Source organism: Rheinheimera salexigens (assembly GCF_001752395.1).
Lineage (GTDB): Bacteria > Pseudomonadota > Gammaproteobacteria > Enterobacterales > Alteromonadaceae > Alishewanella > Alishewanella salexigens.
Map to the genome: position 1 here is coordinate 597,532 of NZ_MKEK01000001.1, position 26,396 is coordinate 623,927.

At 42.5% G+C, this 26,396-nt stretch carries 21 protein-coding genes; 7 read left to right on the forward strand and 14 right to left on the reverse strand.

Annotated features, from left to right (window positions below):
* Window positions 1-12: 12 nt before the first annotated feature.
* Both BI198_RS03005 and BI198_RS15860 read left to right on the forward strand, forming a co-directional pair.
* Entirely contained in the window at window positions 13-1,740 is a 1,728-nt protein-coding gene (locus tag BI198_RS03005; RefSeq protein WP_070048223.1) for an acyl-CoA synthetase, read from the forward strand.
* A 241-nt stretch (window positions 1,741-1,981) separates the two neighbouring features.
* The gene (locus tag BI198_RS15860) at window positions 1,982-2,128 is read left to right on the forward strand and encodes an entericidin A/B family lipoprotein (RefSeq protein ID WP_074467404.1); all 147 of its coding nucleotides are present in this window, start codon (window positions 1,982-1,984) and stop codon (window positions 2,126-2,128) included.
* Between the two features lie 121 nt (window positions 2,129-2,249).
* On the opposite strand, the gene rmuC is transcribed toward BI198_RS15860, so the two are convergent.
* On the reverse strand, window positions 2,250-3,869 hold the full coding sequence (rmuC, locus tag BI198_RS03010; RefSeq protein ID WP_070048224.1) for a DNA recombination protein RmuC: 1,620 nt from the start codon (window positions 3,867-3,869) through the stop codon (window positions 2,250-2,252).
* Window positions 3,870-4,260: 391 nt separating this feature from the next.
* On the opposite strand from rmuC, the gene BI198_RS03015 reads away from it, so the two are divergent.
* The gene (locus BI198_RS03015; RefSeq protein WP_070050598.1) at window positions 4,261-5,400 is read left to right on the forward strand and encodes an efflux RND transporter periplasmic adaptor subunit; all 1,140 of its coding nucleotides are present in this window, start codon (window positions 4,261-4,263) and stop codon (window positions 5,398-5,400) included.
* A 12-nt stretch (window positions 5,401-5,412) separates the two neighbouring features.
* Entirely contained in the window at window positions 5,413-8,520 is a 3,108-nt protein-coding gene (locus BI198_RS03020) for an efflux RND transporter permease subunit (protein WP_070048225.1), read from the forward strand.
* 65 nt (window positions 8,521-8,585) lie between these two features.
* Here the strand turns inward: BI198_RS03020 and BI198_RS03025 are convergent, their stop codons facing one another.
* The 3 genes from BI198_RS03025 to BI198_RS03035 form a co-directional block, all read right to left on the reverse strand.
* Window positions 8,586-9,209, reverse strand: a complete 624-nt coding sequence (locus tag BI198_RS03025) for a TetR family transcriptional regulator (protein ID WP_070048226.1) — start codon at window positions 9,207-9,209, stop codon at window positions 8,586-8,588.
* Between the two features lie 89 nt (window positions 9,210-9,298).
* Window positions 9,299-10,039 carry a M15 family metallopeptidase gene (locus tag BI198_RS03030; protein ID WP_235605207.1) on the reverse strand — a complete coding sequence of 247 codons (741 nt, stop codon included), beginning with the start codon at window positions 10,037-10,039 and terminating at the stop codon, window positions 9,299-9,301.
* A complete protein-coding gene (locus tag BI198_RS03035) occupies window positions 10,036-11,427 on the reverse strand; it encodes a Na+/H+ antiporter NhaC family protein (protein WP_070048227.1) in 1,392 nt (463 codons plus the stop codon). Before BI198_RS03035 ends, BI198_RS03030 begins: the two co-directional genes overlap by 4 nt.
* A gap of 277 nt (window positions 11,428-11,704) precedes the next feature.
* Here BI198_RS03035 and BI198_RS03040 point away from each other — a divergent pair, with 277 nt between their 5' ends.
* On the forward strand, window positions 11,705-13,123 hold the full coding sequence (locus tag BI198_RS03040; RefSeq protein ID WP_083256540.1) for a M14 family zinc carboxypeptidase: 1,419 nt from the start codon (window positions 11,705-11,707) through the stop codon (window positions 13,121-13,123).
* Window positions 13,124-13,150: 27 nt separating this feature from the next.
* Here BI198_RS03040 and BI198_RS03045 read toward each other — a convergent pair whose 3' ends face one another.
* From BI198_RS03045 to BI198_RS03065, 5 genes are all read right to left on the reverse strand, one after another.
* Window positions 13,151-13,696, reverse strand: a complete 546-nt coding sequence (locus tag BI198_RS03045; RefSeq protein ID WP_070048228.1) for an NADPH-dependent FMN reductase — start codon at window positions 13,694-13,696, stop codon at window positions 13,151-13,153.
* Window positions 13,697-13,826: 130 nt separating this feature from the next.
* On the reverse strand, window positions 13,827-15,026 hold the full coding sequence (locus BI198_RS03050) for an exo-beta-N-acetylmuramidase NamZ family protein (protein ID WP_070048229.1): 1,200 nt from the start codon (window positions 15,024-15,026) through the stop codon (window positions 13,827-13,829).
* Between the two features lie 5 nt (window positions 15,027-15,031).
* Window positions 15,032-15,955, reverse strand: a complete 924-nt coding sequence (gene murQ / locus BI198_RS03055; protein WP_070048230.1) for an N-acetylmuramic acid 6-phosphate etherase — start codon at window positions 15,953-15,955, stop codon at window positions 15,032-15,034.
* Window positions 15,952-16,836, reverse strand: coding sequence for a BadF/BadG/BcrA/BcrD ATPase family protein (locus BI198_RS03060; RefSeq protein ID WP_070048231.1), 885 nt, complete (start codon window positions 16,834-16,836; stop codon window positions 15,952-15,954). Before BI198_RS03060 ends, murQ begins: the two co-directional genes overlap by 4 nt.
* 1 nt (window position 16,837) lies before the next feature.
* A complete protein-coding gene (locus BI198_RS03065; protein ID WP_070048232.1) occupies window positions 16,838-18,412 on the reverse strand; it encodes a sodium:solute symporter in 1,575 nt (524 codons plus the stop codon).
* Window positions 18,413-18,670: 258 nt separating this feature from the next.
* Between BI198_RS03065 and nagZ the strand changes: the two genes are divergently transcribed.
* Window positions 18,671-20,530, forward strand: coding sequence for a beta-N-acetylhexosaminidase (gene nagZ / locus BI198_RS03070; RefSeq protein ID WP_235605208.1), 1,860 nt, complete (start codon window positions 18,671-18,673; stop codon window positions 20,528-20,530).
* Complete coding sequence (locus tag BI198_RS03075; RefSeq protein ID WP_201243386.1) at window positions 20,530-21,735, forward strand: acyltransferase family protein; 1,206 nt, start codon at window positions 20,530-20,532, stop codon at window positions 21,733-21,735. Before nagZ ends, BI198_RS03075 begins: the two co-directional genes overlap by 1 nt.
* Before the next feature lie 39 nt (window positions 21,736-21,774).
* Here the strand turns inward: BI198_RS03075 and BI198_RS03080 are convergent, their stop codons facing one another.
* The 5 genes from BI198_RS03080 to BI198_RS03100 form a co-directional block, all read right to left on the reverse strand.
* Window positions 21,775-22,881, reverse strand: a complete 1,107-nt coding sequence (locus tag BI198_RS03080; protein ID WP_070048233.1) for a transporter substrate-binding domain-containing protein — start codon at window positions 22,879-22,881, stop codon at window positions 21,775-21,777.
* A 128-nt stretch (window positions 22,882-23,009) separates the two neighbouring features.
* Window positions 23,010-23,540, reverse strand: coding sequence for a DUF6795 domain-containing protein (locus BI198_RS03085; RefSeq protein ID WP_235605210.1), 531 nt, complete (start codon window positions 23,538-23,540; stop codon window positions 23,010-23,012).
* 68 nt (window positions 23,541-23,608) lie between these two features.
* The gene (locus tag BI198_RS03090) at window positions 23,609-24,778 is read right to left on the reverse strand and encodes a lipase family protein (RefSeq protein WP_070048234.1); all 1,170 of its coding nucleotides are present in this window, start codon (window positions 24,776-24,778) and stop codon (window positions 23,609-23,611) included.
* The gene (locus BI198_RS03095) at window positions 24,778-25,338 is read right to left on the reverse strand and encodes a carboxypeptidase-like regulatory domain-containing protein (protein WP_070048235.1); all 561 of its coding nucleotides are present in this window, start codon (window positions 25,336-25,338) and stop codon (window positions 24,778-24,780) included. The genes BI198_RS03090 and BI198_RS03095 overlap by 1 nt, the downstream gene beginning before the upstream one ends.
* 156 nt (window positions 25,339-25,494) lie before the next feature.
* Complete coding sequence (locus BI198_RS03100; protein WP_070048236.1) at window positions 25,495-26,361, reverse strand: D-amino acid aminotransferase; 867 nt, start codon at window positions 26,359-26,361, stop codon at window positions 25,495-25,497.
* Window positions 26,362-26,396: the final 35 nt, after the last annotated feature.

Consider the following 26,396-nt stretch of genomic DNA (forward strand, 5'->3'; position numbering starts at 1 on the left):
GGAGAGTTCGTTATGCAGAATATTTACCAGCAGCATTTAGATAAAGTGCCAGCAAATTTTGAGGCGTTAACACCGCTGCACTTTATGCAGCGCGCGGCTGGCGTGTATCCAACTAAAACCGCGGTCGTCTATGGCGATTTACGCCGTAATTGGCGAGACGTGTATCAGCGCTGTTGTCAGTTTGCTTCGGCATTAGTCAGTGCGGGTATCGGCAAGGGTGATACGGTATCAGTCATGGCGCCGAATATTCCAGAAGTATTTGAAGCCCATTTTGCTATCCCAATGTCCGGTGCGGTACTAAACACCATTAATACCCGCTTAGATGTTGCCAGCATTAGTTTTATTTTAGAACATGCTGAAACCAAGCTGTTATTGGTTGATTTAGAGTATTACCCTCAAGTAATGCAAGCGCTAGTCGAGCTGGCGCAGCCACCTAAAGTTATTGTTATCAATGATAAAAGCTATCAAGGTACTACTCTAGGCACTATGCAAAGCACTATGCAAGATACTAAGCAAGATACTAAGCAAGATACTAAGCAAGGCACTGCACAAGGTGCAGCGCAGAGTGCTGCTAATGTTGCGGCAGCGGTGTCAGTAAGCGAAATTGACTATGAGCAATTTATTGCTAGCGGTGATAAAGATTACGCTTGGCAAGCCCCGGCTGATGAATGGGATGCCATTAGTTTAAATTATACTTCTGGTACCACAGGCAACCCTAAGGGTGTTGTATATCATCATCGTGGTGCTTATTTAAATGCCATTAATAACGCTGTTACATGGAACATCCCCCAGCACTTTAGCTATTTGTGGACCCTACCTATGTTCCATTGTAATGGTTGGTGTTTTCCATGGACAGTGGCGGCTAAGGTTGGCGTTAATATTTGTTTAAGAAATATTGATGTTGGTGAAATTTTCAACTTAATTAAAACCGAAAAAGTGAGCCACTTTTGCGCTGCGCCCATTGTATTAAATATGCTAAATAATGGCACAGCAGCAGATAAAGCCGGTTTAAACCATAGCATTAAAGTTATGACGGCAGGCTCGGCACCGCCAGCTGCGGTTATTCAAGGCATGGAAGAGTTGGGCATTGATGTTACCCATACTTATGGTTTAACCGAGACTTATGGCCCTTCAGTGGTGTGTGCATGGGACAGTGATTGGGACAACCTCGATATCTCTGAACGGGCACGGCTTAAATCACGCCAAGGGGTCAGAAGTAATTTATTGGAAGGCTTAATGATAGCCGATCCCGTTACCATGCAACCGGTGCCGCAAGATGGCGAAACCATGGGCGAAGTAATGGTGCGCGGTAATATCGTGATGAAAGGCTATCTTAAAAATGCTAATGAAACTAAAAATTGCTTTGCCGAGGGCTGGTTTCACACCGGCGATTTGGGTGTCTGTCATGAAAATGGCTATATCGAACTAAAAGATCGCTCGAAAGATATTATTATTTCGGGTGGCGAAAATATTTCTAGTATCGAAATTGAAGGCGTTTTATATCATCATCCTGATGTATTAGAGGCTGCAGTAATAGCTAAGCCGGATGGTAAGTGGGGCGAAGTGCCACTGGCCTTTGTTAAACTTAAACCGACAGCTACCGTAACAGCTGAAGAGCTAATAGCGTTTTGTAAGACCCGATTAGCTAAATTTAAAATACCGAAGGAAATTCGTTTTATTGAAATACCTAAAACATCGACCGGTAAAGTACAAAAATATTCTTTACGAAAGTTGATCTAAACAGTAACCAAAACACTCCCCCTCAAGCGCTGCCAATTTGTTTTGGCGGCGTTTTTTTTTTGCTTAATAATATGAAAAATATACCTATTGGCAGTAATAAATACAGGGGTGATAATATCAATGCCAATTAAAAGCAATATAAAACAATGATTTAATTATGGTTTGATTTTTGCTTTCTTTTTTTAAGCGCAAGTACTCAAGTACTCAAGCGTAAGCTTAAACGCCACTAAGGAGCAACAATATGAAAACATCATTTAATAAATATGCAAAAGCAGCGTTGTTAGCAATATTAGGTATGGCAGTTGTTGCCTGTGCAACAATTGAAGGTGCGGGTAAGGATATTGAAACTGCAGGTGAGTCTATTCAAGATGCAGCAGATAATGAGTAATGTATTTTAGTGTCGATAATGATCTGCACTAACGATCTACATTAAAAATCGACACTAAAATAGCTAAATATGACACTAAATAGCCATAAATATTAAGCTACGACATGTATTACAGATAAAACTAGCTGGACTCAGTTGAACTGGGTTCAGCTAGTTCTGCAATTGGCTCTGCTATCGATTCAGCTGTTGGTTCAGGTATGGGCTCTATCATCATCGATAGGCGTTCAGACTCAAAATCACGATGTGATGTTTCTAAAGCTGGCAAGGTTTTGCTGACTTTAGCTGAAAGCTGACTAAAACGATCTACCTTACCGTATAAACCTTGCTGACCCGCTAACGCTGTAACCGTACTATTGTAATGATTGCTTACGGTGTTTAAGGTCACGCCAAGCTTTTGCAAGCGCTCAGCGACTAAGCACACCTGATTATATACTTCGGCGGCGCGCTCACTAATCTCCCGGGCTTCTGTATTGCTGCGCTCTATCATCCATAAGTTGGACACGGTGCGTAAAATGGGGATTAACGTGGTATGCGATACTAAAACGATATTCTGTTTGTAACCATATTCAAATAAATCTTTGTTATGTTTTAGCGCCTCTATGTAAGCCGGCTCAATAGGCATAAACATTAATACAAAACTTGGGCTGTGCATGCCAATTAAGTTAGTGTAATCCTTACTGGCCAAGTCATCGATATGGCGGCGTACCGCTTTATTATGCTCTGCCATCGCCAGTAGATAAGCGTCGTTGGTTTCTGCAGCAACCGCCCGATCGTAAGCAACCAGTGATACTTTGCTATCAATAATAATATGCTTATTATCGGGTAACTTAATTAAGAAGTCGGTTTGTTTATTTTTGCCATCGCTATCTTTAAACGCGGTTTGGGCAGAAAAATGGGCATCTTGCACTAAGCCACTCATTTCTAAGGTTCGCTGTAATTGCGCCTCGCCCCAAGCACCACGTTGTTGCGAGTCGCCTTTTAATGCCGAGGTCAGGTTATTGGCCTCTGTGCTCATGGATACGCCAATATCGAGCACCTTTTTGATTTCAGCATTTAAATTAGCATTGCCGCGGGTTGCTGAATCATGCACTTCATTAACCCGTTTTTGGAAGGCGTCAATTTGTTCCCGAAATGGTTTTAACATGACATCAATACTATGTTGACTGGTATCGGTGAAGGTTTTACCTTTCTCTTCAAAAATTTTATTGGCTAAGTTTTCAAACTCTTTACTCAGTATTTGTTTATTTTCAGCCAGTTGTGCCAGTTGCTGTTCAAAGTGCTTTTCGCGCTGCTGCAAAGAAGTATCTAACTCAGTATGTTGTTTGGTTAGCTGTAAGTGCTCGGCTTGCAGCTCAGATAACTTAATGTGTTGTTGCTGAAGTTGACCTTTTAAATCGGTAATATACTCTTTGGCTTGAAGCCCTGCCGTTTCAAACATCTTGGCTTTTTTACCTTCCTCTGCCAATTGCTGTTGTAATTGATTAAGGGTTGTACGTTCAGCTTGCAGCTGTTGCAGGCTTTGCTGTAAATGCTGCTCAATACGGCTTTGGCTAGTATGGGCAGCAATTAACTGCTGTTCAAGGCGACTAGTGATGATGGCGTTATCATGTAATTGTTTTTGTAGTGCTGCTAACCGACGTTGATTGGTAATAAACGCAGCTAGATAACCAAGTGCGATAGCGATAACACAGGCCATCCCTATTAGGGTGATGAGCTCTGTATTCCAAAGAATTGTTTGCATGTATAATCCTACAGGTTATCAATGACTATATTGTGCCATTACTATAATGCGTAAATGATTGAGCTAAATCTTGTTTCTCAGCGTACTGCTGACAGCTTAGGTTTGCGGTATAGTACCACTGTATAAGATAACAGTGTATCTGATATAACACACGCATTAATAGAGCTTGTGGCTCTGAATATACTGAATTATTTATATTTATAACCCGCTTAGCTGATAACGTTATTTTATATACTAAAATGTGTTAACCGATTTTACGCATTTTAACGATTAAAACCGTGTTTGTAGCGGTTCTTGTCTTGATAACATACAGGCATGTATGTATATTGCACGACATTATTTTGCCGATTTTTTTCAATTATTTGAACGGCAGTTTTTTAAGGAACTTTGTATGACATTAAAGCTAAAATTACTAGTAACCGCAGTGGCGAGTTTAATGCTAGTAGCCTGTAGTGAATCGGAGCAAGTTCAGGCACAACAGCAGGCACCAGAAGTGGAAGTAATCACTTTAACCACTACTAGTGTTGGCTTAACTACAGAGTTGCCAGGCAGAACCATTGAGTATCGCCAAGCAGAAATTCGGCCGCAGGTAAGTGGTATTTTACAGCAACGTTTATTTCGTGAAGGCCAGCAGGTAGAAGCCGGAGAATTGCTGTATAAAATTGATGCTGCAACTTATCAAGCAGCGTTAGCCAGTGCTAAAGCCAATGTTGCCAGCGCGAAAGCCGGCCAATTTAATGCGGCAAATAAGGCCAAGCGGATTAAAGATTTATTAGGTAGTAAGGTGGTTAGCCAGCAAGACTTTGACGATGCCAATGCATTGATGATGCAAGCTGATGCTGCCGTTGCTAGTGCTGAAGCGGCACTGCAAAATGCGCAAATCAACCTCGATTATACTGAAATAACCGCACCAATAAGTGGCGTAATAGGCCGTTCAGCCGTTACTGAAGGTGCGTTATTAACAGCTAACCAAGCTCAAGGCTTAGCCACCATACGTCAATTAGATCCTATCTATGCTGATTTAACCCAATCCAGTACTGATTTATTAAGAATAAAGCGGCAAATGCAACAGCAAAATAAGCAGCAGGTGAGTGTCGATTTAATTTTAGACGATGGTTCTAAGTATGCAGAGCAAGGTAGCTTAGAGTTTTCAGAAGTTAATGTTGACCCCAGTACGGGCATGGTGACGTTACGCGCTGTATTCGATAACAAACAATCTGACTTACTGCCAGGCATGTTTGTGCGGGCGGTTTTACATCATGGTAGTAATGATAATGCTATTTTAGTGCCACAAGCGGCTGTTAGCCGCACGGCAAAAGGCGAGGCAATGGTTATGGTTGTTAATGCCGATAATCAAGTAGAGTCTCGTATAGTGATATTGGGCCAAAGTACTGACGGCAATTGGGTAGCTGAATCTGGGGTTAAAGCGGGAGAGCAAATAATTATTTCCGGCTTACAAAAAGTGCGTGCGGGTGCAACGGTTCGTGTTGTGCAAGCCGGTAATAAAACCACTAACACTGCTGCGCAGTAAACGGAGTAGCAGATGGCCAATTTCTTTATAAGTCGTCCCATTTTTGCTTGGGTAATAGCGATTGTTATTATGCTGGCAGGCTTGTTATCGATTAAACAATTACCTATTGAGCAATACCCAAGTATTGCTCCTCCAGCCGTAACTATTAGTGCTAGCTATCGTGGTGCCTCGGCGCAAACTGCAGAAGACGCGGTAACACAAGTTATCGAGCAAGCTATGAATGGCTTGGATAACTTAATGTATATGTCTGCCAATACTGACTCATCAGGTGGCATATCCATTACCTTAACATTTGAAACCGGTACTGATGGCGATATTGCCCAAGTACAGGTGCAAAACAAACTGCAACAAGCGTTACCCTTATTACCGCAAGAAGTGCAGCAACAGGGTGTTAGAGTTGCTAAATCTAACGGTAGCTTTTTAATGGTCGTGGCGTTTACATCAACTGATGACAGCATGAGCCGTGAGGACATTGCTGACTTCGTGGTTGCCAACGTTAAAGACCCGTTAAGTCGCACCGAAGGTGTAGGTAACGTAGTGGTGTTTGGTAGCCAATATGCCATGCGTATTTGGTTAGATGCCGACAAGTTAAATCAGTTTAAAATGACGCCGTCTGATGTTACTGCTGCTATTCGAGTGCAAAATAATCAAGTGACCGCTGGTCAACTTGGTGGTGCGCCGGCGTTAGATGGTCAGCAATATAGTGCCGCTATTTTAGCCCAGACTCGTTTTAGCACGGTGGAAGAATTTAGCAATATATTGCTTCGTGTCAACCAAGATGGTTCATTAGTGCGCTTAGCTGATGTGGCGAGAGTGGAGTTAGGTGGTGAAGACTATTCTATTAAAGCTCGCTTTAACGGCAGAGTGGCTACCGGTATCGCGGTTGAATTAGCTACTGGCGCCAATGCGCTTGATACCGCTGCAGCGGTAAGAAAACGTATTGCAGAATTAGAGCCGTATTTCCCGGCAGGTGTGTCGACTGTTATTCCCTATGATACGACTCCTTTTGTTGAAATATCCATTAACTCAGTGGTGCAAACGCTAATAGAAGCCATTATTTTAGTATTTTTGGTTATGTATTTATTTTTACAAAATCTGCGCGCCACCATCATTCCAACCTTAGCTGTGCCTGTGGTGTTACTCGGCACCTTCGGTATTATGGCGGCATTTGGCTTTACGATTAATACCTTAACCATGTTTGGTATGGTGCTATCTATCGGCTTATTAGTTGATGACGCTATTGTTGTGGTTGAAAACGTTGAGCGGGTAATGACCGAAGAGGGTTTGTCCGCAGTTGAAGCTACGCGTAAATCAATGGGCCAAATTACCGGTGCTTTAATAGGTATCGGTTTAGTATTGTCGGCGGTATTTGTGCCAATGGCATTCTTTGGTGGGGCCACTGGCGCTATCTATAAACAGTTCTCTATTACGATTGTCTCGGCAATGGCGTTATCAGTACTGGTGGCAATAGTATTCACACCAGCCTTATGTGCCACTATGCTGAAACAAAATAAAAACGGCCATGTTAAAAAAGGCGGTTTCTTTGGTTGGTTTAACCGTGGTTTTGATAATACTAACCATAAATATCAGCGCGGTGTGGCCGGTATGCTGAAGCGCCCTGTGCGTTCAATGCTTGTTTACGGTGCCATTGTTTTGATTATGGTGGTGATGTTCTTACGCTTACCCTCGTCGTTTTTACCGTCTGAAGACCAAGGTATCTTTATTACTATGGTGCAGTTACCTACAGGTGCAAGCCAAGAGCGTACCGAAGCGGTAATGACTAAAATTGCTGATTACTATAATCAGGAAGACGCGGTTGATGCAGCCTTTACAGTGTCGGGCTTTAGCTTTAATGGTAGTGGTCAAAACGTAGGTTTAGCCTTTGTTCGCTTAAAAGATTGGTCTGAGCGTGATGATAATCAAAGTGTCAACGCCGTTATTGGCCGAGCTATGGGCTATTTTAGTACGGTAAAAGAAGCGCAGATCTTTGCCTTTAACTTACCGCCTATAGCTGCTTTAGGTAATGCTACTGGTTTTACACTCTATCTACAGGATCGGGCTGGTTTGGGCCACGAAGCCTTATTAAATGCCCGTAACCAGCTATTAGGTATGGCAGGACAAGAGCCAAGCTTAATGGGTGTTAGGCCCAATGGTATGGAGGATGCCGCCCAGTTACAAATCGATATTGATCAGCTAAAAGCCCAAGCATTAGGCGTATCACCTGCTGATATTAACCAAACCTTATCTATAGGTTGGGGCTCAAATTATGTTAATGACTTTGTTGACCGCGGCCGGGTGAAAAAAGTCTTTGTCCAAGCAGATGCTAAGTTCCGTATGAGCCCAGAAGATATCAGTAGCTGGTATGTGCGGAATAAAGCCGGCGATATGGTTAGTTTTTCTTCATTTGCTACCAGTCGCTGGGTGTATGGACCACAACGTTTAGAGCGTTATAACGGCGTATCGGCAATGCAAATTCAAGGCGAGCCTGCACCGGGTGTTAGTTCTGGTGATGCCATGTTAAAAATGGAACAGCTAATTGCTAATTTGCCCGACGGTATCGACTTTGAATGGACCGGAACCTCGTATCAAGAAAAGCTATCTGGCTCGCAAGCACCGGCTTTATATGCCTTGTCTATTTTAGTGGTGTTTTTATGTTTAGCGGCGTTATATGAAAGCTGGTCAATTCCGTTTGCAGTTATCTTAGTGGTGCCACTGGGTATTGTTGGTGCGTTAGCAGCAACCTTTATGCGCGGGTTAGAAAACGATGTTTACTTCCAGGTGGGTTTATTAACTACCATGGGCTTGGCATCGAAGAACGCTATTTTAATTGTGGAGTTTGCCCGCGAGTTGCAGCAGCAAGGTAAAGGTATTATTGAGGCTATTTTAGAAGCGGTTCGATTACGGTTACGGCCTATTATTATGACGTCAATGGCCTTCTCGTTAGGCGTATTGCCGTTAGTGATTAGTAGTGGGGCTGGTTCTGCAAGTCGAAATGCTATTGGTACCGGCGTGTTAGGCGGTATGATCTCAGCAACGGTATTAGCGATATTCTTAGTGCCTATTTTCTATCTAGTGATTATGAAAATCTTTGATAAAAAACATGCAGTAACTAAACAGTAACTAAGCAGTAACGCTTAGCAAGAGTAGAAAAACTTGTTGTACCTTTGGCCGGCTTTTAGTGCGAACTAACTAGCCGGTTTTTTTAATCCCAACAACATAGTGTCAACAAAAGCTGGCGCATTAATGCTCAGGTCACACTGTAAAGGTTTAAGTAAAAAGTGACTGATAATGCCGGCAATATAGATATGTAATGACATTGCCGCTAAGCGTGGGCAAACCCCTTCACGCAGCAGTCCTGCTTGTTCTGCGCGACTAAAAGCGCGCTCTAATACCGCTATAGCCAAGGTATCGAGTTCATCTTGTTTAGTGACAACAGGATTAAGCTCATCAATATATTCACAGCGATGAAACACAATGGTCAATACGCGATGGTGTTGCTCACTCTCAGCCACTAAGCGTAAACAGTTAACCATTAACTCCCGAATTTGCTTAAAAGGATCGCTACTTTCGTCTTTATTTACATTGGCGAGTAAGTGTTGAAATGGCAGGCGCACCCGCTCTAACATGGCATTAAATAAATCGGCTTTATTTTCAAAGTGCCAATAAATAGCGCCACGGGTAACATTAGCTTGCTGGGCTATTTTCGCTAACGTGGTTTGCGAGACACCATGCTTATAAAATAAATATTCTGCAGCATCTAAAATTGCAGCACGAGTACCTTCTGCATCCGCTTTAGTCCGTCTTGCCATCGCCTATACTTCGCTCCAATTAGACAACATTTATAATTGAGCAGTTTAGCATAAATGCCCGCTACAGACACTTATGCTATGGGCTTTGCTTACTGAACAACAAAGTCAAAATAAGTATCGGTATAAGCGGGTGGTTGGTGGGTAAAGTGCCACCATTCCATGCTATACACATTAAAGCCTGTTGCTGACATAATATCTAATAACCGCTGGCGATTAGCTTGTTGTTCAGCGGTTATGCCACTAGAGCCAACGTTGGAAATAGGGTCAAATAAATCAAACGGGCTTCCCGTATCGACCACTTGCCATTGGCCACTGCTATCTTGCTTAGCTAAGCTTAAATCGACCGTACTACCGCGACTGTGACCAGATTTTTCGGCGATATATTCACCGACTAAAGTGTCTTTAGCTAGGTTAGGGTAAAACTCAGCTTTAGTAGCCGTATCTGCGGTGTCTGCTGCCCAACGCATAAAGTGATCAACCGCGCGCTGTGGCCGATAGCAATCATAAACCCATAAGCTATAACCTTGCTGCATAGCCGCTTGCTGGGCTTTGGCTAATGCTTGCGCCGCATCAATATGTAAAAAACAGGTATTGGCTTGATAGCCATCAACTACGGTACCGACAAAGTTATTGTTAGTAAAATAGGCCATATGGACTTGGATTGTTGGTGCTAGGCTGGTGACATCGACAAAATTTGCCGGTATCGCTGGGCTTTCTGCAACAGCAGCAGTGCTTACTACACTACTGCTGATAGCAACAGCAAAGAGTAAGCTTTTTAAGGTACTGAAGTGGGTTTTCATTTCCTTACTGTTTATAACATATTTGGTCATATCATTAATGCTCCAGCAATGATAAAGGCGATTAAGGCTAACGCCCCGCAGACTAAAGAATAAGGTAATTGGGTTTTAACGTGTTCTAATAAATCACACCCCGAAGCAACCGAACTGACTGCGGTACTATCAGAGATAGGCGAGCAGTGATCGCCAAAGACCCCACCACTTAATATAGCGGCTAAAACTAATGAGGGTGGCAAACCAAGCAATTCAACCATGGGCATGCCAATGGGAATTAAAATCGCAAAGGTGCCCCAACTGGTGCCGGTAGTCACTGAAATTAAACCACCGGCTAAAAATAATAACGCAGGAATTAAGATTAAAGGTAGGTTTTCATTAACAATAGACGCAATAAAAGTACCGGTACCTAACAACTTTAAGCTGCTTCCGAGTGACAAAGACAACAACACTATTGTCACTAAAGGCAGTAATTCACTCATGCCTTTAAAGCCGATATCCACTAATTGTTGATGTTTAAAGCGCCGACTAAATAGCATCATACTGTAGGCCACTAAACAGGCTAGGGTGGTAGCATATAATACCGACTTAGAACCTGAACCTGCGACTAACTGACCATCGCCAGTCATCATCATAAAGCCCAACATAGCCGCAACTAGGGTAAATAGAGGCACTAGCATAAAGGATGGGTGAGAAGGCGGCACATCGATTTCTGTGTGCTGTGACAAGGTATGTAACTGTTGCTCTGCACGGCGTAACGGACCATGTACTCGGCCAGTGATAATAGTGTAAAGCACGGCACTTAACGCAAATAGGGCGTAAAAATTTAACGGAATAGTGCCAATAAGCACCGAAACAGCATTCTCACCCAAAGAGTAATTGCTTAATAAACCTAAAATATAAGCGCCCCAACCATTGAGTAAAATGATAATACAAATAGGTGCGCTAGTACTGTCAATAATGTAGGCCAGACGGGCGCGACTCATTTTAAACCGATCAAATAAACCCCGCGAGCTAATACCGGCGGTAAGCGAGCTTAAGTTTGATTCTATAAACGTGACCGAGCTGATAAAAAAGGTCAGAAAACCGGCTTGGCGTGGTGTTTTAGCGACGCCTTTACGTACCAACATTTCTACGGTTGCCGATACACCACCCGAATCTCGCATATAGGCGAGCAAGCCACCGACTAATAATGAAAACATTAAAATTCGGGCATTATCGGCATCACCAGTGACAGCGACGATACGCTCTAGGGTATTAATGCTGCCATTAACTGCTAGGCTAGGATCAACAGCGCCACCACTAAAAAAATAGATTAATAACTCAGAACTACAAAGTGACAGTAATAAAGCCAAAATAACTTCTTTGCGCCAAAGTACAATAACGATAGCAACCAATGCCGGAACTAAGGTGAGCCAATCAGCCAAAGCGGCCTCCTATTTTTATTATTATAAATTATTATATGAACATTGCAGATTATGCCTTATTTCAGCGATAAATATGCAGTGCATAACAAGTTTAGCTGTTATAACTTATACCGTTTCATTCAGCGATGCTGCAATAAAATCAAATGTTTTTGCGATAGGCTGACTTTTGCGACAGGTGGGGTGTTGTATCAGCTTGGTTGTTTGTTAACCACTTGCTGCAGCCTGCATAGTTGCGGCATGCTAGAACATTATTAGTTTCAGAGGTTAGGGCAGTAGTATGAAACAGGTTTTCTGCTGGTTAGCAGCTGGTTTTTTAAGTTTATTTACCATGGTACAAGCTATGACGTTAACGCCAATTACAGATCAGCAATATCAACAATATCAGCAGTCGGGCTTAGATAAGCCTCAGCTCACCTATTCAGATATAGCGCCAATTTTGGCTGAACATGGTAAAAACGCCTTGTTTAGCTTTACTCAGATAGGGCAATCAGTACAAGGTACGCCTATTTGGCAAATTGATATTGGTACGGGCGAAACACGGGTATTGGCTTGGTCACAAATGCATGGTGACGAATCTACCGCCACGGCAGCGTTAATGGATTTTTTAAACTTTATTGCTGCAGATGAGCAAGCCGATTGGCGTCAGCAATGGTTAAGCAAAGTGCAGTTACGTATTATACCTATGCTAAACCCAGATGGTGCTGCAGCAGGTAACAGACTTAATGCTATGGGGATTGATATTAATCGCGACGCTAAAGCCTTACAAACGCCAGAAGGGCGGTTATTAATGCAAGCGGCCAAGCAATTTAAAGCGCAATTCGCTTTAAATCTGCATGATCAAAATCGCTTTTACTCGGTTGGCGATAGCGATAAAACCACGACTATTTCTTTATTGGCTCCGGCCTTTAATGTCAGCAAAGATATTGATGCCACTCGGCATAAAGCAATGCAGTTAATTGGTGATATGCACGACTTAGTGCAGCAGCAACTTCCCGGCTATTTAGGTAAGTATAACGACACGTATTCGGTGCGTTCTTTTGGTGATACTTTTGCCGGCATGGGCATGAGCACAGTGTTAATAGAGTCTGGTGCTTATCCTAAAGATGATAATCGACAGGTTGCCAGAAAATTAAATGCGCAGTTATTGATTATGAGCGTACAAAGCATAGGTAGCCAAGCTTATGCCAAGCAGTCGCTTGATACATATCATGCTATTCCTTTTAACCGCAGTGATGCTATTAAAGATGTTTTAGTCAATAACCTGACCATTACGGTGGCTAAACAGCAAGCCCAAGTCGACTTAGCGCTAGAATTTAAAAGCCCACAACATGCGGTCATTACCGAAGTAGGTGATTTATGTATTAATAGCGCTTACCACCAATTTGATGCCACGGGTTTAAGCTACCAACAGGGTAAAGCCTACAAGCTTACAGCGGCTTTAACCTTGGATAATGCCCGTTTTATTGAGCTAATGCGTCAAGGTTATAGCCACTTTAGCGGTGACGCTGCTTTGCTTAGCCAACAGACTGAATTTCCAGTGCTGGTTAATCCACGCGGCTTAGCTAAGCAAGCGCCACAGCGTCACCACGGTGCGACTTTTTTATTGGCCAATGAAAAAGGCGTCCAGTTTGCCATGTTAGCGGGCCAGTTAGTCAATTTAAGTACTGGCCAGGTTATGTACCCTAGGGGCACTTAAGCTAAATAAGCTAGATAGAAATAGGCATCAGCGGTTTAATTGCTGGTGCCAACTTAATAATGCATCAAGCTGTTTGCTGACTAAACCTTGGATCCGCTCATCGATTAAGTCACCATTGTTATCATAACTGCCACTAAAGGCATTAGAAAATACTTCTGGTTGGTTAAGCGGATATAAATTTAAAAACACACAGACTTGGCGTAAATGATATTGAGCGCGAGATGTGCCCATACCGCCACCAGAGCCCATAATAGCCACTGCTTTTCCGGTTAACAAATGATTATCTGCTTCGCGAGATGCCCAATCTAAGGCATTTTTTAATGCTGGCGCGATAGAATAATTATATTCAGGACAAGCTAATAATAATGCATCTGCTTGTCCTATTTGTTGTAATAATAATTGCACTGATTCAGGTTTTTCAGCTAAATCTGCATTATAAAAAGGTATTTCCATTAAATCTGCAACATGAATTTTCATGCCTTCTGGGGCATGAGCTTGGGCATAACGGACTAAGCCACGGTTAGTTGATTTAGCGCGCAAACTACCGCAAATAGCTAATACATTAATACTCATAAATTACTCCACATAATAATCAGTTATTACAACAATAACTTACCTTAAGAAATTATTGTAGCTTATTCAGCTATGCTTGCAGCTTAATCCAATACTCTAATAGTGTAAAAATGTAATTAGCTAACCTCATTTATTCTGGATAAAGTAAATAGGATCGGCGCTGTTGACGAAAATGTTGTAAATCGGCTTGCCAACTTTGTCTAATTTCTGGCTCGGTTAAGCCTTGTTCAATTTGTTGGCGTAGTTTATTGGTGCCAGCTAACTTATCCATAAAATTTTCTGAAGTAAAAAACAGCTCGTTATGTTGTTTAAATAGTTGATGCCAGTCCAACAAGTAGCGTAAATCTAAACCATGGCTAGACACTTGCCGTAAATCTTGGCCATGTAGTGGTTTGTCCATCAGTGGTGGCGTTAATGCCGCACCTGGCGTCGAAACCGGGGTAAAGCTAAAGTCAGCTAAAGCAAATTTATCATAGCCGATAACTTGAAATGGAAATGCTGTACCACGGCCAACACTTAAGGGCGTGGCTTCAAAAAAGCCCAGAGAAGGATATAGCGCTATAGCTTGATCATTGGGTAAGTTAGGGCTAGGTTTTACTGGCAGTGAATAGGCCATATCGCGGCGATAATGCGCGACGGGGATCACAGTTAATTGCAAAGAATCAGCTTGGTCAATCCAAGCTTCGCCTTTAATCATTAAGGCTAATTCACCAACTGTCATACCATGTAGTAATGGAATAGGGTGCATGCCAACAAAAGATTGAAACGCTAGTTCTAATACAGGGCCATCAATAAAAGCACCGTTAGGATTTGGCCTGTCTAACACAATAAGCGGTATATCAGCGGCAGCCGCAGCTTGCATCAGATAATGTAACGAGCTGATATACGTATAATAGCGCACGCCAACATCTTGAATATCAAAAATTAACACATCAATATTGGCCAGTTGTTCTGTTGTAGGCTGCTTATTGGCGCCGTACAAGGACACAATCTTTAAGCCGGTTTTGCTATCGACACTGTTTTTGACATAAGCACCGGCATCATAATCCCCTCTAAAGCCGTGCTCAGGAGCAAAAATAGTGTCTATATTCACCTGATTTTGCAGTAAAACATCAACTAAATGTTGGCCGGCTACTTCTGCTGTCGCGTTAACAAGTAAACCAAGCCGTTTATTGACCAACAACGGTAAATATTGCTGCAACTGCGCTGCGCCTATGGTAATAGCCGCGGAGCTCTGCTCAGAGTTAGCAATATCCGCAGGCAGCTGTTTGCTACAAGCGGTGATACCCAGAATAAGCACAGACATTAATAGCCGAGTTAGCTGTTTCATATTGCTTACGCCGTTAATGCTTGACGAATTGAATCGCCATTTAGCTGCAACTTTTGCTGACAACGACTGATATCGTCGCCGGTTAAAATATGCAAAATAGCTAATTTGGCACTGTTATTCGCCGCAATGAGAGCATGACGTGCGGTATCAGCTGGGCAGTCGGTAGCTTGCATAACAATTCGTACTGCGCGGGCTTCTAGCTTTTCATTGCTGGCATGTAAATCGACCATCAAGTTTTGATATACTTTGCCACAGCGCACCATAGCAGCCGTAGTTAACATATTTAAAATCATTTTCTGGGCTGTACCGGCTTTCATCCGCGTAGAGCCAGTAACCACTTCAGCACCTACTACAGCGCAAATGCCACAATCTGCGGCGGCTAGTACAGCAGCATCGGCATTACAGCTAATCGCAGCGGTATAAGCGCCTATAGAGCGAGCATAGGCTAGGCCCCCTAACACATAAGGCGTACGACCACTGGCTGCGATGCCAACTAAAATATCATGCTTATTAAAATCGATATTTTTTAAGTCAGTTACCGCTAAGTCAGGATTATCTTCGGCGCCTTCAACCGCTTTATATACCGCATTATCACCACCGGCAATTAAGGCCACCACTTGTGACGCCGGTACGCTATAAGTGGGCGGACATTCAACCGCATCTAATATACCTAAGCGACCACTGGTGCCGGCCCCTAAATACACTAAGCGACCACCTTGTTGAAAGGCGTCAACAATTTTATCGGTAACAATCGCGACTTGTTCTAAGCAAGCAGCGACGGAAGTGGCGACGGTTTGATCTTGTTGATTAATTTTTTTAACAATGTCTAAACTGGATAATTGATCAAGATCCCAAGTATCAGGATGACGAGACTCTGAAGACATTTTTTCCAGTTGTTGTAATAAAGAATCCTGTTGTGGATTGGTCATGGCAAATCCTTGCGTAAAGTTGTGCGATTATATAATTGCGTTGCCAAAATATGAGCGCCATCAACCGAGTCGCCTCGTGCTGGCTGAAATAAATCTTGTTCTGATTGTCTTAATAGTGGCTTACTAATGTTAGCTAAACCGCCTAATAACATGACAGGTAAGTTGGTATCTTCACGGCAAGCGTAAATAAGCTTGCTAACAGCTTGGCCATGCTGAATTAACAGCTGTTGGGCAATACCACATTGTTTTTGATACTCAAATACTAAAGGTGCTAATTGGGCATAGTCGGTTGCAGTGGCTGTTTTTAACCAAGGTAATAATAATTCTGGGGTGGCTGCGGTTTTCGCCGCAATAGCCTGTAAAAGCGGGCTTTGAATACCGGCTGTACTATCGACATGCCATAGCAATTTACGCATGGCAATTTTACCCAGCCAAGCACCTCCGGCTTCATCACCAATATTAAAGCCCCAACCACCGACTTGATGCTCTTGGCCATCAGCATGTAAACGCATGGCAACAGAGCCTGTGCCTAAAGCAACCACGACTACAGGTTGGCCTAAGTTAGCACCATACAAAGAGGTGCGGGCATCGGTTGTGATCAGCAATTGCTGGAATAAAGGCGCTAAATCGGCTACAGCTTGTTGCTGCTGTTGCGGATTACCAGCACCTGCTAAGCCCATCACAGCAGTAATTTGGCAGGGTAAAGCCCCCGACTCTTGGCATAACTGAGTAATTAACTGCTTAATATTCGCTATCGCTAAGGCGTAATCGTTAGTTAACGACGCCGCCCCGGCTTTATGTTGCCACTGTTGGCCAGTGTCTATATTAGTTAAGCGGGCTAAAGTTTTACAGCCACCGCCATCAATTGCTAACAACCACATATTAGTTACCTACTAGCTGTGCTCTAACATTAGAGTTAACTGGCTTACCACTTAAGCAGACTAACGTGGCCACTACCGTGCCAATACACAACTGCCAAGTAAAACCAATGTCTAGCCCTGCTAAACGAGGGCTTATAAGTTGTAATATATAAGGTTGAAATAATAACGTCACCATAAAGCCAGCAATTAATGCCGCGGTTACCGAAACGCTATTACCACGGTGACTAAATAGCGCAGTAAAAAACACGCCTAATAAACCGCTGTAAGAAAACACCATCACGCTTAGGGCAAATGCCAGTAGCGGCATATCGGAATATTGCTGCCAATAAAAACACAATATCGCCATTAAAGATAAGGTAACAGCGGTAAATAACATGCCAAACTGACCGGCTTTTACAAAGTGTTTGGCCGGTGTAGCAGGTTGTTTCGCCAGCTTCCACGGTTTATACATATCGGCGACTAACACTGAAGACATAGAGTTTAAGCCTGACGTGATAGTCGATAGGGCAGCGGCAATCACGCCAACAATCACTAAGCCGCGTAAACCAGAAGGCATTTCATTTAACACGTAGTACATAAACACAGTGACTTTTTCACCGGCAAAACTATCGGCAAATTGCTGAGTGGGTTGATATAAATCAGGCCGTTGATAAAAGATATAGAGTAAAAAGCCAATTAAAATAAAAATTAACATCACCGGTATTACCATAAATACCGAGCTTAATAATGCTTTAGCGCCAGATTTACTGTCTTTACAGGTAAGTACTCGCTGAGTCATATCCTGATCCATACCAAAGGCGGCTATGTTTAATAAAATAAAACCGGTTAAGGCTGAGGCCATATTAAATACGCCAGCAGAGCTGGTATCTAAGCGCCAATCAAACAGTAATAACTTAGAATCGCCGCCTTCAATTGGCTGGCTAAGTGCTTGGTGCAAGGTGCTTAAATCTAAGCCTAGGCTAGTGTATAAATAGCCTAAAACTAATAATGCGGCACTAACATAAACCGCACATTGCAGCGCATCGGTATAAATAACCGAGCGAATACCACCAACTACGGTACAGGCTAAGCCAATAACCGCCAGTAAGATAACGGCCGATATCACACTGCTGGCATCAATATTACCAAATAGCAACATTGCCACAGCGATTGCCGCCATATACAAGCGGGCGCCGCTGGCAAACACTCGGCCAAATAAATACATTTTACCGGCATGGTTTTTAGCCGTCGCGCCAAAGCGTTGTTCTAACAATTCATAAACGGTGGTAACTTTATATTGGTAGTAGCGCGGTAATAAAAATTTAATCACTAGAATAGCCGCTATAATAGCGCCAATATTAGTGGCTAAATAAGTTAAATTGCCACGAAAGCCCATGTCGGGGCCACCTAAAAAAGTAGCAGCAGATTGCGAAGTCGCTAATACTGAAATAGCCACTACCCAGACTGGCATGTTATTACCACCTAAAAAATAGTCGTTACTATCGGTGGATTTTTTACGATTAAAATACCAGCCAGCACAGGCCAAAATGGCGAAGTAGCCAACAAACACCCCCCAATCTAACAAGGTTAGTTGCATGGTTAACACTCAGTAAAAATTATCAATAGGCTAACCTTACCATAATGTCTTATATTGGAGTAAAGTATTCATTTTGATTTAGCTTGAATGAATAAATTATTTTTGTTGTACTGCAGTTAGCGTTTGTCAAAATCATAGGATGCCAAAGTGGCCAAATTTCGGATCGAGGTAAAAAAGTCATGTCTACAGACATTAACGATATTAACGACGCTGCTGTTCAGCTCAAGTTTAATGGCGGCTGCTGTGGTAGGTAATGGTATGAATAATAACAGCGAGTTAACTAAAACCATGCCAAACAGCCATAGCAACAAGATCCCAGCGGCCAGTGTTAAACAAATGCTGGGTCAAAAGTTAATGCTAGATTTACGCTATTATTGCGAAAAGCCCGTCGCTGCTGGGCGTTGTAAAACCCCTATGACCAAGTTGCCGCCAGAGCTAGCAAAGCTGATCCGCGATTATGATATTGGCGGCATAATTTTATTTGCCGAAAACTTAGATAATATTCAGCAAATTGTGCAGCTCAATCGCGACTTACAACAAGCCGCCACCAGCTCACCATTACAGCAACCATTATTTATTGGTATTGACCAAGAGGGTGGCCGTGTTGCTCGATTACCGCGTTCACTAGCCACGTCTTTTAGCGGTAATATGGCTATAGGTGCCACGTATGCAGAGCATGGCACTCGCTTTGCTTCTGAAGTGGGCAAAGTATTAGCCGCAGAATTATTGCCACTCGGTATTAATGTTAACTTTGCGCCCACGGTAGATGTAAACGTTAACCCTGATAATCCGGTTATTAACGTTCGCGCGTTTTCCGAAGATCCGCACCAAGTCGCCGAGCTAGGCGCTGCAATGACCCAAGCCATGCAACAGCAAGGCATGATTGCCGCCCTTAAACACTTTCCTGGTCATGGCGATACAGCAGTAGATAGCCACTTAGGCTTGCCGATAGTGGAACATAGTGCCGAGCAAATACGCCAAGTGGACTTATACCCGTATCAGCACATTATTCAGCAGCAAAACCCTGGCATGATTATGACGGCACATATTCAATTTCCAGCATTAGATGACAGCACTTTTGTGTCTAAACAAGGTGAGGTCATGATAAAGCCCGCGACTTTATCACGTAAAATTTTGCACGGTGTATTACGCCAAGAGTTAGGGTATAACGGCGTTATTGTTACCGATGCCTTAGATATGGCCGGTATTAGTAAGTTTTTCACTCATACCGAAGCGGTAATCCAAACATTTTCAGCTGGCGCCGATATCGCCCTAATGCCAGTGAAATTACAACAACCGGCAGAGTTGCCCGCGTTAGCTGCTTTATTAGAGCAGTTAAGCCAAGCGGTAGCGGATAACATTATTCCTAAAGCGGAATTGGCGGCATCTTATCAGCGTATTATTAAGTTAAAGCAGCAATATCCGTTGTTACCAAAAGCTAATTCTGTTTCAGAGCAAGTGCAACAAGCTACTGCGGCTTTAGGTAGCCTACAACATAGAGCCAGTGAGCTTGCCTTAGCCCAAGCGGCCATAACTCAAGTTAAGCCACCACATACTGACGCAGCGAACGATGAACAGTTGATTATCAAAAAGCAGCAAAAGTTATTATTAATTATGCCAGATCAAGCTAAAGCATCGGCATTGGCTGCTAGCTTGGCCTATTACAGCAAAGCGGCATTAACGATTGATATTATAAGCTTACAGCAAACTGATATTAGCGATGTGGCGGCGAAAATTGCTAAAGCAGATGTGGTTATTAGCGGCTTTATTTCACCGATGCAAAGCTTAGCCGACATTGGCGGTATGGACGATATGACGGGAATAAGAACCATAGCCGCGGCTTATCAGCGGCAAAAAACTATATTTGAGCTGCTTTTACCTAAAGTGGTAGCAGCCAATAAACCGCATGTTTATATCAGTTTACGGGCACCTTATGATATTAGTGATTATGGCCAGTATGCGGATTTAGTCTTAGCCACTTATGCCTACAACACTGCTGAAGATCCTACTAGTATCGATGCCGGTAACGCCACTTACCAAGCATTAGCTCAAGTATTGCTAGGACAAATTAAAGCCGGTGGTCAACTACCGGTCAGTGTAAAAATGAGTCAGCACTAATGCTCGCTATGGTTAGGCGGCACTGCCAACATATTCTTGCCCAGTTACCTGGCCATCGTATGCTGGCGCTAGATGTATTACGCGGCCTAACCATAACCGCAATGATTTTAGTCAATAACCCGGGCAGTTGGAGCTATGTTTATGCGCCGCTGCGACATGCAGAATGGCATGGTTGGACCGTTACCGATCTAATTTTTCCCTTTTTTATTGTCATAGTCGGTATTTCCATCCAGCTGAGTTTAGCCAAGCCCACCTTAACCAATTCAGCATTTAATAAAATCGAGCAATTAAAGCAGGGCCTTATACGTAGCGCCAAGTTATATGTTTTAGGGCTGTTTTTAGTGCTGTTTTACTATAATTTTCGCGATGTTAATTATAGCTATATTGAACAAAAGCTTATGACATTGCGAGCATTTGGCGTACTGCAACGCATCGCTGTGGTGTATTTTTTTAGCTTAGTAATCGCTTTATATTGCGGCACTCGCGGTCGAATTTTTGCGGCTATTGGGCTTACTATCATTTATTTAGCGGCAATGTATAAACTGCCATATCAATCTGAATATGGTACAGAGTTTGTTGGTTTGTTTGAGTTTGGTAATAGTTTTGCGGCTTGGCTAGATCATACGATATTGGGCGCCAGCCACGTTTATTATCGCAGTGCCACCCCCTTTGCTTTTGACCCTGAAGGGCTTTGGTCAACCTTGCCGGCTATTGTTAGTTGTATCAGTGGTTTATTAATTGCTCAGTGGTTGCAAGCAGATCGCACCTTAGTGGCTAAAGTGCGTGGCTTAGCCTTATTTGGCGTTGTCGCGGTGTGGATAGCTGAATTTTGGCATTATGGTTTGCCAATTAATAAAAGCTTGTGGACCCCTAGTTTTGTATTACTCAGCAGCGGTTACTGTGCCTTAGCCTTAGCGGCTTGTATTTGGTTATGTGATATTAAAAGATATCGGTTGTGGAGTGCACCTTTTATTGTGTTTGGTGCTAACGCTATTTTATTTTTTATGTTTGCCGGTGTTGCTGCGCGGGCTTTAGGTATGATTAGCATAGGTGAAAGCTCATTACACAGCTGGTTGTATAACACCATCTATCAGCCCTTATTCGGTGACTATAATGGCTCACTCGCCTTTGCCTTAAGCTTTTTAGCGTTATCTTATATTCTGATGTATAGCTGTTATAAGCGCGGTTATATTTTTAAGGTCTAGCTAGTGTTAGCTTAGCCAAAAACATAACCGCATTAATGCCTATTGATTACCATCAAAGTAGCTGGTTACGCGGCGTGGCCAGTCAGGCGAATTAATTTTATTTAATAAACTAGTGTTTATCTTTTCACGTAGCGCACTATTATCAGGCAATATAAACACATAATCCTGACGGGCGAGGGTGATCGGTAGCACTTGTAATTTCCCCGCAAATTGCTGATTAATGGTCCAGCGTAATAACGGTTCATCATAAATAACCGCATCCACTTTACCGTCTTTTAATTGCTGCAAAGCTTGGCTTAAATCGGTTGCTTGGTCGTAGTTTAATTTCCGACTTTCTAACCATAATGCACTAGTACTGCCACCTAGGCTGGCAATATTCATCCCTCTAAGATCATCAGCACTACTTAATTTATTACTTAACTGACCCACGGTTAAAGCACTAGTAATAGACGCGGTAAAAAACGACACGATCAATAAAGCGGTAAGCATCCAGACTAAACCTAATAAACGACCGCCCACGGTACGAGGCGCCACATCTCCGTAGCCTACTGTTGTCATCGTTACCATGGCCCACCAAAAACCGGAAAATAAGCCTTGCGCTGTGCTACCGCCAAATTGCTCTTGGTTCTTTTTGCGCTCAAGCAACCATACAAGAAAGCCAACTGCTAAAAGCACTAACACAAGCAGCGTAATGATTTTTAAAAAAGCCGCTGAGGCTAATGCTGATAACACCGCCATCCAACCAGAAGCCCATTCACTGCGTACGGCAACTGATAAGCCTGAGCTTAAAATGATATGGGTAAAGTCCATTTTTATTGCCCGCTGCGCAGTTGCGGTAATAGCACCTATGCCAACATCAATTTCAGCGTTCGATGCCGCATCGAGTAATTCGGTTAAGTCATAAGGATGATACTCAAACTGCCAACCATGTTCATCAGCAATTTCATGCCATAAATCAATAGATAAACCGGTATAGCGGGTGCCGTCATACATGACAAAAGGTGGGGCGTCTTTAACGCCTATGCGTAAAACTGTTGCTGCAGTTTTAGCTTCAGCTGTTTCTTGTGCCTGACTTTCACTAGTGTTAGTGATAGTTAATAATGCTATTAAGCAAAGAAATAAGAATGCTCGAGAGAAAGTTTTCATAGCGTAAAAGTCCTTATTAATTTCAAGCAGCTATAGCTAGCCATAATATAATACTTAGCAAATTCACGCTCGGATTTATAAACTAAAAAAAGTTAGTGAAATTAGTTACAGTCCCTTTTTTATAAATGCTATTGCCATCGGCAAATACTGTGTACGGAATGAGGGAAATTAGGGTACTCATAATTGATAAATTCATGTATTAATTCTGGGCTAGTTAAATCACAATTTACCTCTGCCAGTTTTTCAATATAACTCTGGTGGGGTTCAATGCTAGGCGTAGTGGAGTACCAGATTAAATATTCTTTACCTAGATACTCCGTCGAAATAACTAAGCGTAGTGTACTTTGATCCAGCTTGTTACCAGGCAATCTGGATTTAATGTTTTTCATAGGCAAGTTGAATGCACCATCATCTAGACTAATAGTTGAATCTACGTATTCATGATGATAATCCATACTCCGGTAGATAGTTACACCAGCCAATGGTTTACCATTGAGCATAATTTTACCCTTGATTTCAGGGCTAAGATGTACATCGTAACTTTTTAACCAACCCAACATATCCGCGCTTACTGGCTGTAATAAAATAATAAATAGAAAGGTAATGAAGCAGCTGTTATTAAAATAATTTACTTTTACCTGAGAAAAAAATTGCGACATAAACACATTCGCTTACATTGTAAATGTATGAAAAAGCAAGCTAATACAAAAAGTAGGCTTCAAAAGTCTTAGTTAATGTAATCTAAAGCTTGTCTAGCCATACGCATTAAAGCACCAACCGTAACCTCAAATACCCAACGGATAAAACGGTAAGATAAGTCAGCAACTTTAACCCCAGCTTTACCGGCAAACACTAGCATGTGCCCTAGCAGCCCGCGGGTTTGTTCGGCTAATTCTCCTGACAGTTTTGCTATCTTCTCTACTGATGAGGCGAGCATGTCATAAAAAGTTAAGAAAGTGCCAATACCGGCCTGAGCTGTGACCAAAGCTAATAGGCCCGCTTTTTTAAGTAGGGTGATTAACGCGTAGTTAAGGCGGTTAGACCAATAAGTGGTAAACGTAACCTGATGACGGTCTGGATATTTTAGATCAATTTCTTTGAATAGATCTGTCGATTTTTTTTGCAATGCCCCCCAGTCATTGCTATTAGCTGTATTTAGATAGCCTGGAGCGCCATTTACTCCCATGCTATGGCCCGAAGCACGTATGCCCGGAGCAGAGCTAAGTAAAATTTCTGGAGATTTATACGGAGCATGCATAAAAGGCCACAGTGGTATTAACGGTACAGGATCACTAGCATGAGTACAGCGAAAAATTTTATCAATACTGCCCGATGTTTTAATTGAAAAACCATCTAAACCTACTCGTGGCGAGCCAAAAGTATATAAACAAACGCGATTTTTATATCGACGCTTAACCCAATCTGCGGTGATGTGTGCTAGTGCTCCACCTAGGCTATGACCAACACAATGTACAGTGCCACGACCATTTGTAGTTAACAAAGGCGTAAGACTTTTCTCTAAAGCTGGTTTAATACTCTGAAATACTTTATTAAAACCAGCGTGTACCAGTGAATTGTTCTCGCCTCCTGTGAGGCCGATATGTAAGTCTGTAATAATATCGCGAAGCCCATCTGTACCGCGTATTGCTACAACATGATCACCAGAAAATGTAGATTTACCTTTACCTATAGCGGCAAAGCCAGTCCTGCGATTTAGTAGCCTAGAAGTGATACCGCCTGATACACCTGTAACACGGTGGTTTGCTAAATCAAAATCGAAATTATTTTTAACGCTGGGAGGTAAAGCTTGGGAAAACTGATTTTCTTTACCACTTACTTTTAAGGAGTACACAGCATCAGCCAATGAGGCGGCCATCAATGGAGTTAACTCTTTCATTAATTCAATTCCTTTTCATGTATGACATAATCTTGCTCAAAATCACACGAGCTAACCATCCAAAGTAGGGGGGACTCTGGGCTTTGTCTTGGTATTCCTAACCTTATTACTGGAGCCGAAAGTTCACACTTAATGCCGGAAAGTAGTTGTTTGATACTATCGTAATCTAATACGCTAGTTGCCCCAGCAGACCAAATTTCAATTTTTTTATCGGCATACTCCACTTCTAATATTTGTGAAGCCCAAGTATCAAACATTGGGGAAACTTTCAGTTTGACTTTTTTAGTCGGTAAATAAAAACGACCATGCTCATCAGTAGTGGTGCTATCGTTAAACTCTTTATCACTGTAAGTTAAAAGACGCAGTACTTTTGCACCCGCTACAGGCTTACCATCTTGAGTGACAACACCTTTAATTTCTGGGGATAACTCCAGTTCAGTTTTCTTTAACCATCCGAACATATCTGCATTAACCTGTTGTGATAAAACAATAAATAATACGGCACTAAAAGCGACTGCGATTAATAGCAATGGCTTTTGCCAGAGAGATAAATTGCGCATATTGGCTCCGGCTAAATTATGTTTTAAAAAGGTAGCAAAATAATAACATAATGTAAATTAAATTGTTTCAGGCTGGATGCGTTACAATAAAAAATGCTGCCATATAGGCAGCATTTTTATATTTTAGAAAAGTCTAAAAGTTTATAAGGAGCAAGCTTAGTAATCGAATTTATGGCTGCTAAATAACTGCTGGGCTGCTAGCCAAACATCACCCACTTGGCCATCGCCGACAGGGTTATTGTTAACGGTTAGCACCGGTGCAATTTCTTTACTTGAACTGGTTATCCAAATTTCATCTGCCGCTAATACTTCTGCTTCACTAATATCGCGTTCTTGCACTTCAATATCACTATGCTTTGCTAAAATAGCTAACAGTATTTGCCGGGTAATACCTGGCAGTAACTTAGTGCTTAAAGGTGGGGTGGCGATAACACCATCTTTGATTACAAACACGTTAACTGCTGCGCCTTCGGTTAAGTTACCTTGTTTATCAAATAACAAGATTTCTTGTGCGCCTTGCTCAGCACCTTGCTGATAATGCAGCACGTTACCTAATAATGAGGTCGATTTAATATTACAACGCTGCCAGCGTAAGTCTTGGCCGGTAACCACATTATAAATAGTCGCTTTGGCTTTATCGGCTACCGGCTCTGGCGGAATAGCAAACACAAAGCCAAAAACAGTCGGCGCAACATTAGTCGGAAAAGCATGACCGCGTTTAGTATCGGTACCACGACTAACTTGAAAATATACTCCAAGATTATCACCTAGCTCGGCTTTATTATCGGCCACTAACTGCTCGGCAATATGTTGCCATTTTTCATGGCTTAGCTGAGGATCAATTGATAGCTGACCCAAACCACTATGCATCCGATCGATATGGGGGGCAAAACCGACAAAGCGGCCACTGTAGCTTGGAATTACTTCATAAATACCATCGCCAAACAAAAAACCGCGATCCATTGGAGAGATCTTTGCCTGTTCGGCCGGGATAAAGTCACCATTTAAGTACACTGTTGTCATTGCTATTCTCGTATTAAAAGCTAGTCGTTATAAGT

Bases quoted from the DNA above. Each gene is read 5' to 3' on its own strand.
- murQ (WP_070048230.1), bottom strand. From the start codon at position 15,955: ATGACCAATCCACAACAGGATTCTTTATTACAACAACTGGAAAAAATG.
- BI198_RS03015 (WP_070050598.1), top strand. From the start codon at position 4,261: ATGACATTAAAGCTAAAATTACTAGTAACCGCAGTGGCGAGTTTAATG.
- BI198_RS03060 (WP_070048231.1), bottom strand. From the start codon at position 16,836: ATGTGGTTGTTAGCAATTGATGGCGGTGGCTGTAAAACTTTAGCCCGC.
- BI198_RS03040 (WP_083256540.1), top strand. From the start codon at position 11,705: ATGAAACAGGTTTTCTGCTGGTTAGCAGCTGGTTTTTTAAGTTTATTT.
- BI198_RS03085 (WP_235605210.1), bottom strand. From the start codon at position 23,540: ATGTCGCAATTTTTTTCTCAGGTAAAAGTAAATTATTTTAATAACAGC.
- BI198_RS03020 (WP_070048225.1), top strand. From the start codon at position 5,413: ATGGCCAATTTCTTTATAAGTCGTCCCATTTTTGCTTGGGTAATAGCG.
- BI198_RS03030 (WP_235605207.1), bottom strand. From the start codon at position 10,039: ATGACCAAATATGTTATAAACAGTAAGGAAATGAAAACCCACTTCAGT.
- BI198_RS03095 (WP_070048235.1), bottom strand. From the start codon at position 25,338: ATGCGCAATTTATCTCTCTGGCAAAAGCCATTGCTATTAATCGCAGTC.
- rmuC (WP_070048224.1), bottom strand. From the start codon at position 3,869: ATGCAAACAATTCTTTGGAATACAGAGCTCATCACCCTAATAGGGATG.
- BI198_RS03025 (WP_070048226.1), bottom strand. From the start codon at position 9,209: ATGGCAAGACGGACTAAAGCGGATGCAGAAGGTACTCGTGCTGCAATT.
- BI198_RS03045 (WP_070048228.1), bottom strand. From the start codon at position 13,696: ATGAGTATTAATGTATTAGCTATTTGCGGTAGTTTGCGCGCTAAATCA.
- BI198_RS03080 (WP_070048233.1), bottom strand. From the start codon at position 22,881: ATGAAAACTTTCTCTCGAGCATTCTTATTTCTTTGCTTAATAGCATTA.
- BI198_RS03050 (WP_070048229.1), bottom strand. From the start codon at position 15,026: ATGAAACAGCTAACTCGGCTATTAATGTCTGTGCTTATTCTGGGTATC.
- BI198_RS03075 (WP_201243386.1), top strand. From the start codon at position 20,530: ATGCTCGCTATGGTTAGGCGGCACTGCCAACATATTCTTGCCCAGTTA.
- BI198_RS15860 (WP_074467404.1), top strand. From the start codon at position 1,982: ATGAAAACATCATTTAATAAATATGCAAAAGCAGCGTTGTTAGCAATA.
- BI198_RS03100 (WP_070048236.1), bottom strand. From the start codon at position 26,361: ATGACAACAGTGTACTTAAATGGTGACTTTATCCCGGCCGAACAGGCA.
- BI198_RS03005 (WP_070048223.1), top strand. From the start codon at position 13: ATGCAGAATATTTACCAGCAGCATTTAGATAAAGTGCCAGCAAATTTT.
- BI198_RS03065 (WP_070048232.1), bottom strand. From the start codon at position 18,412: ATGCAACTAACCTTGTTAGATTGGGGGGTGTTTGTTGGCTACTTCGCC.
- nagZ (WP_235605208.1), top strand. From the start codon at position 18,671: ATGAATAATAACAGCGAGTTAACTAAAACCATGCCAAACAGCCATAGC.
- BI198_RS03090 (WP_070048234.1), bottom strand. From the start codon at position 24,778: ATGAAAGAGTTAACTCCATTGATGGCCGCCTCATTGGCTGATGCTGTG.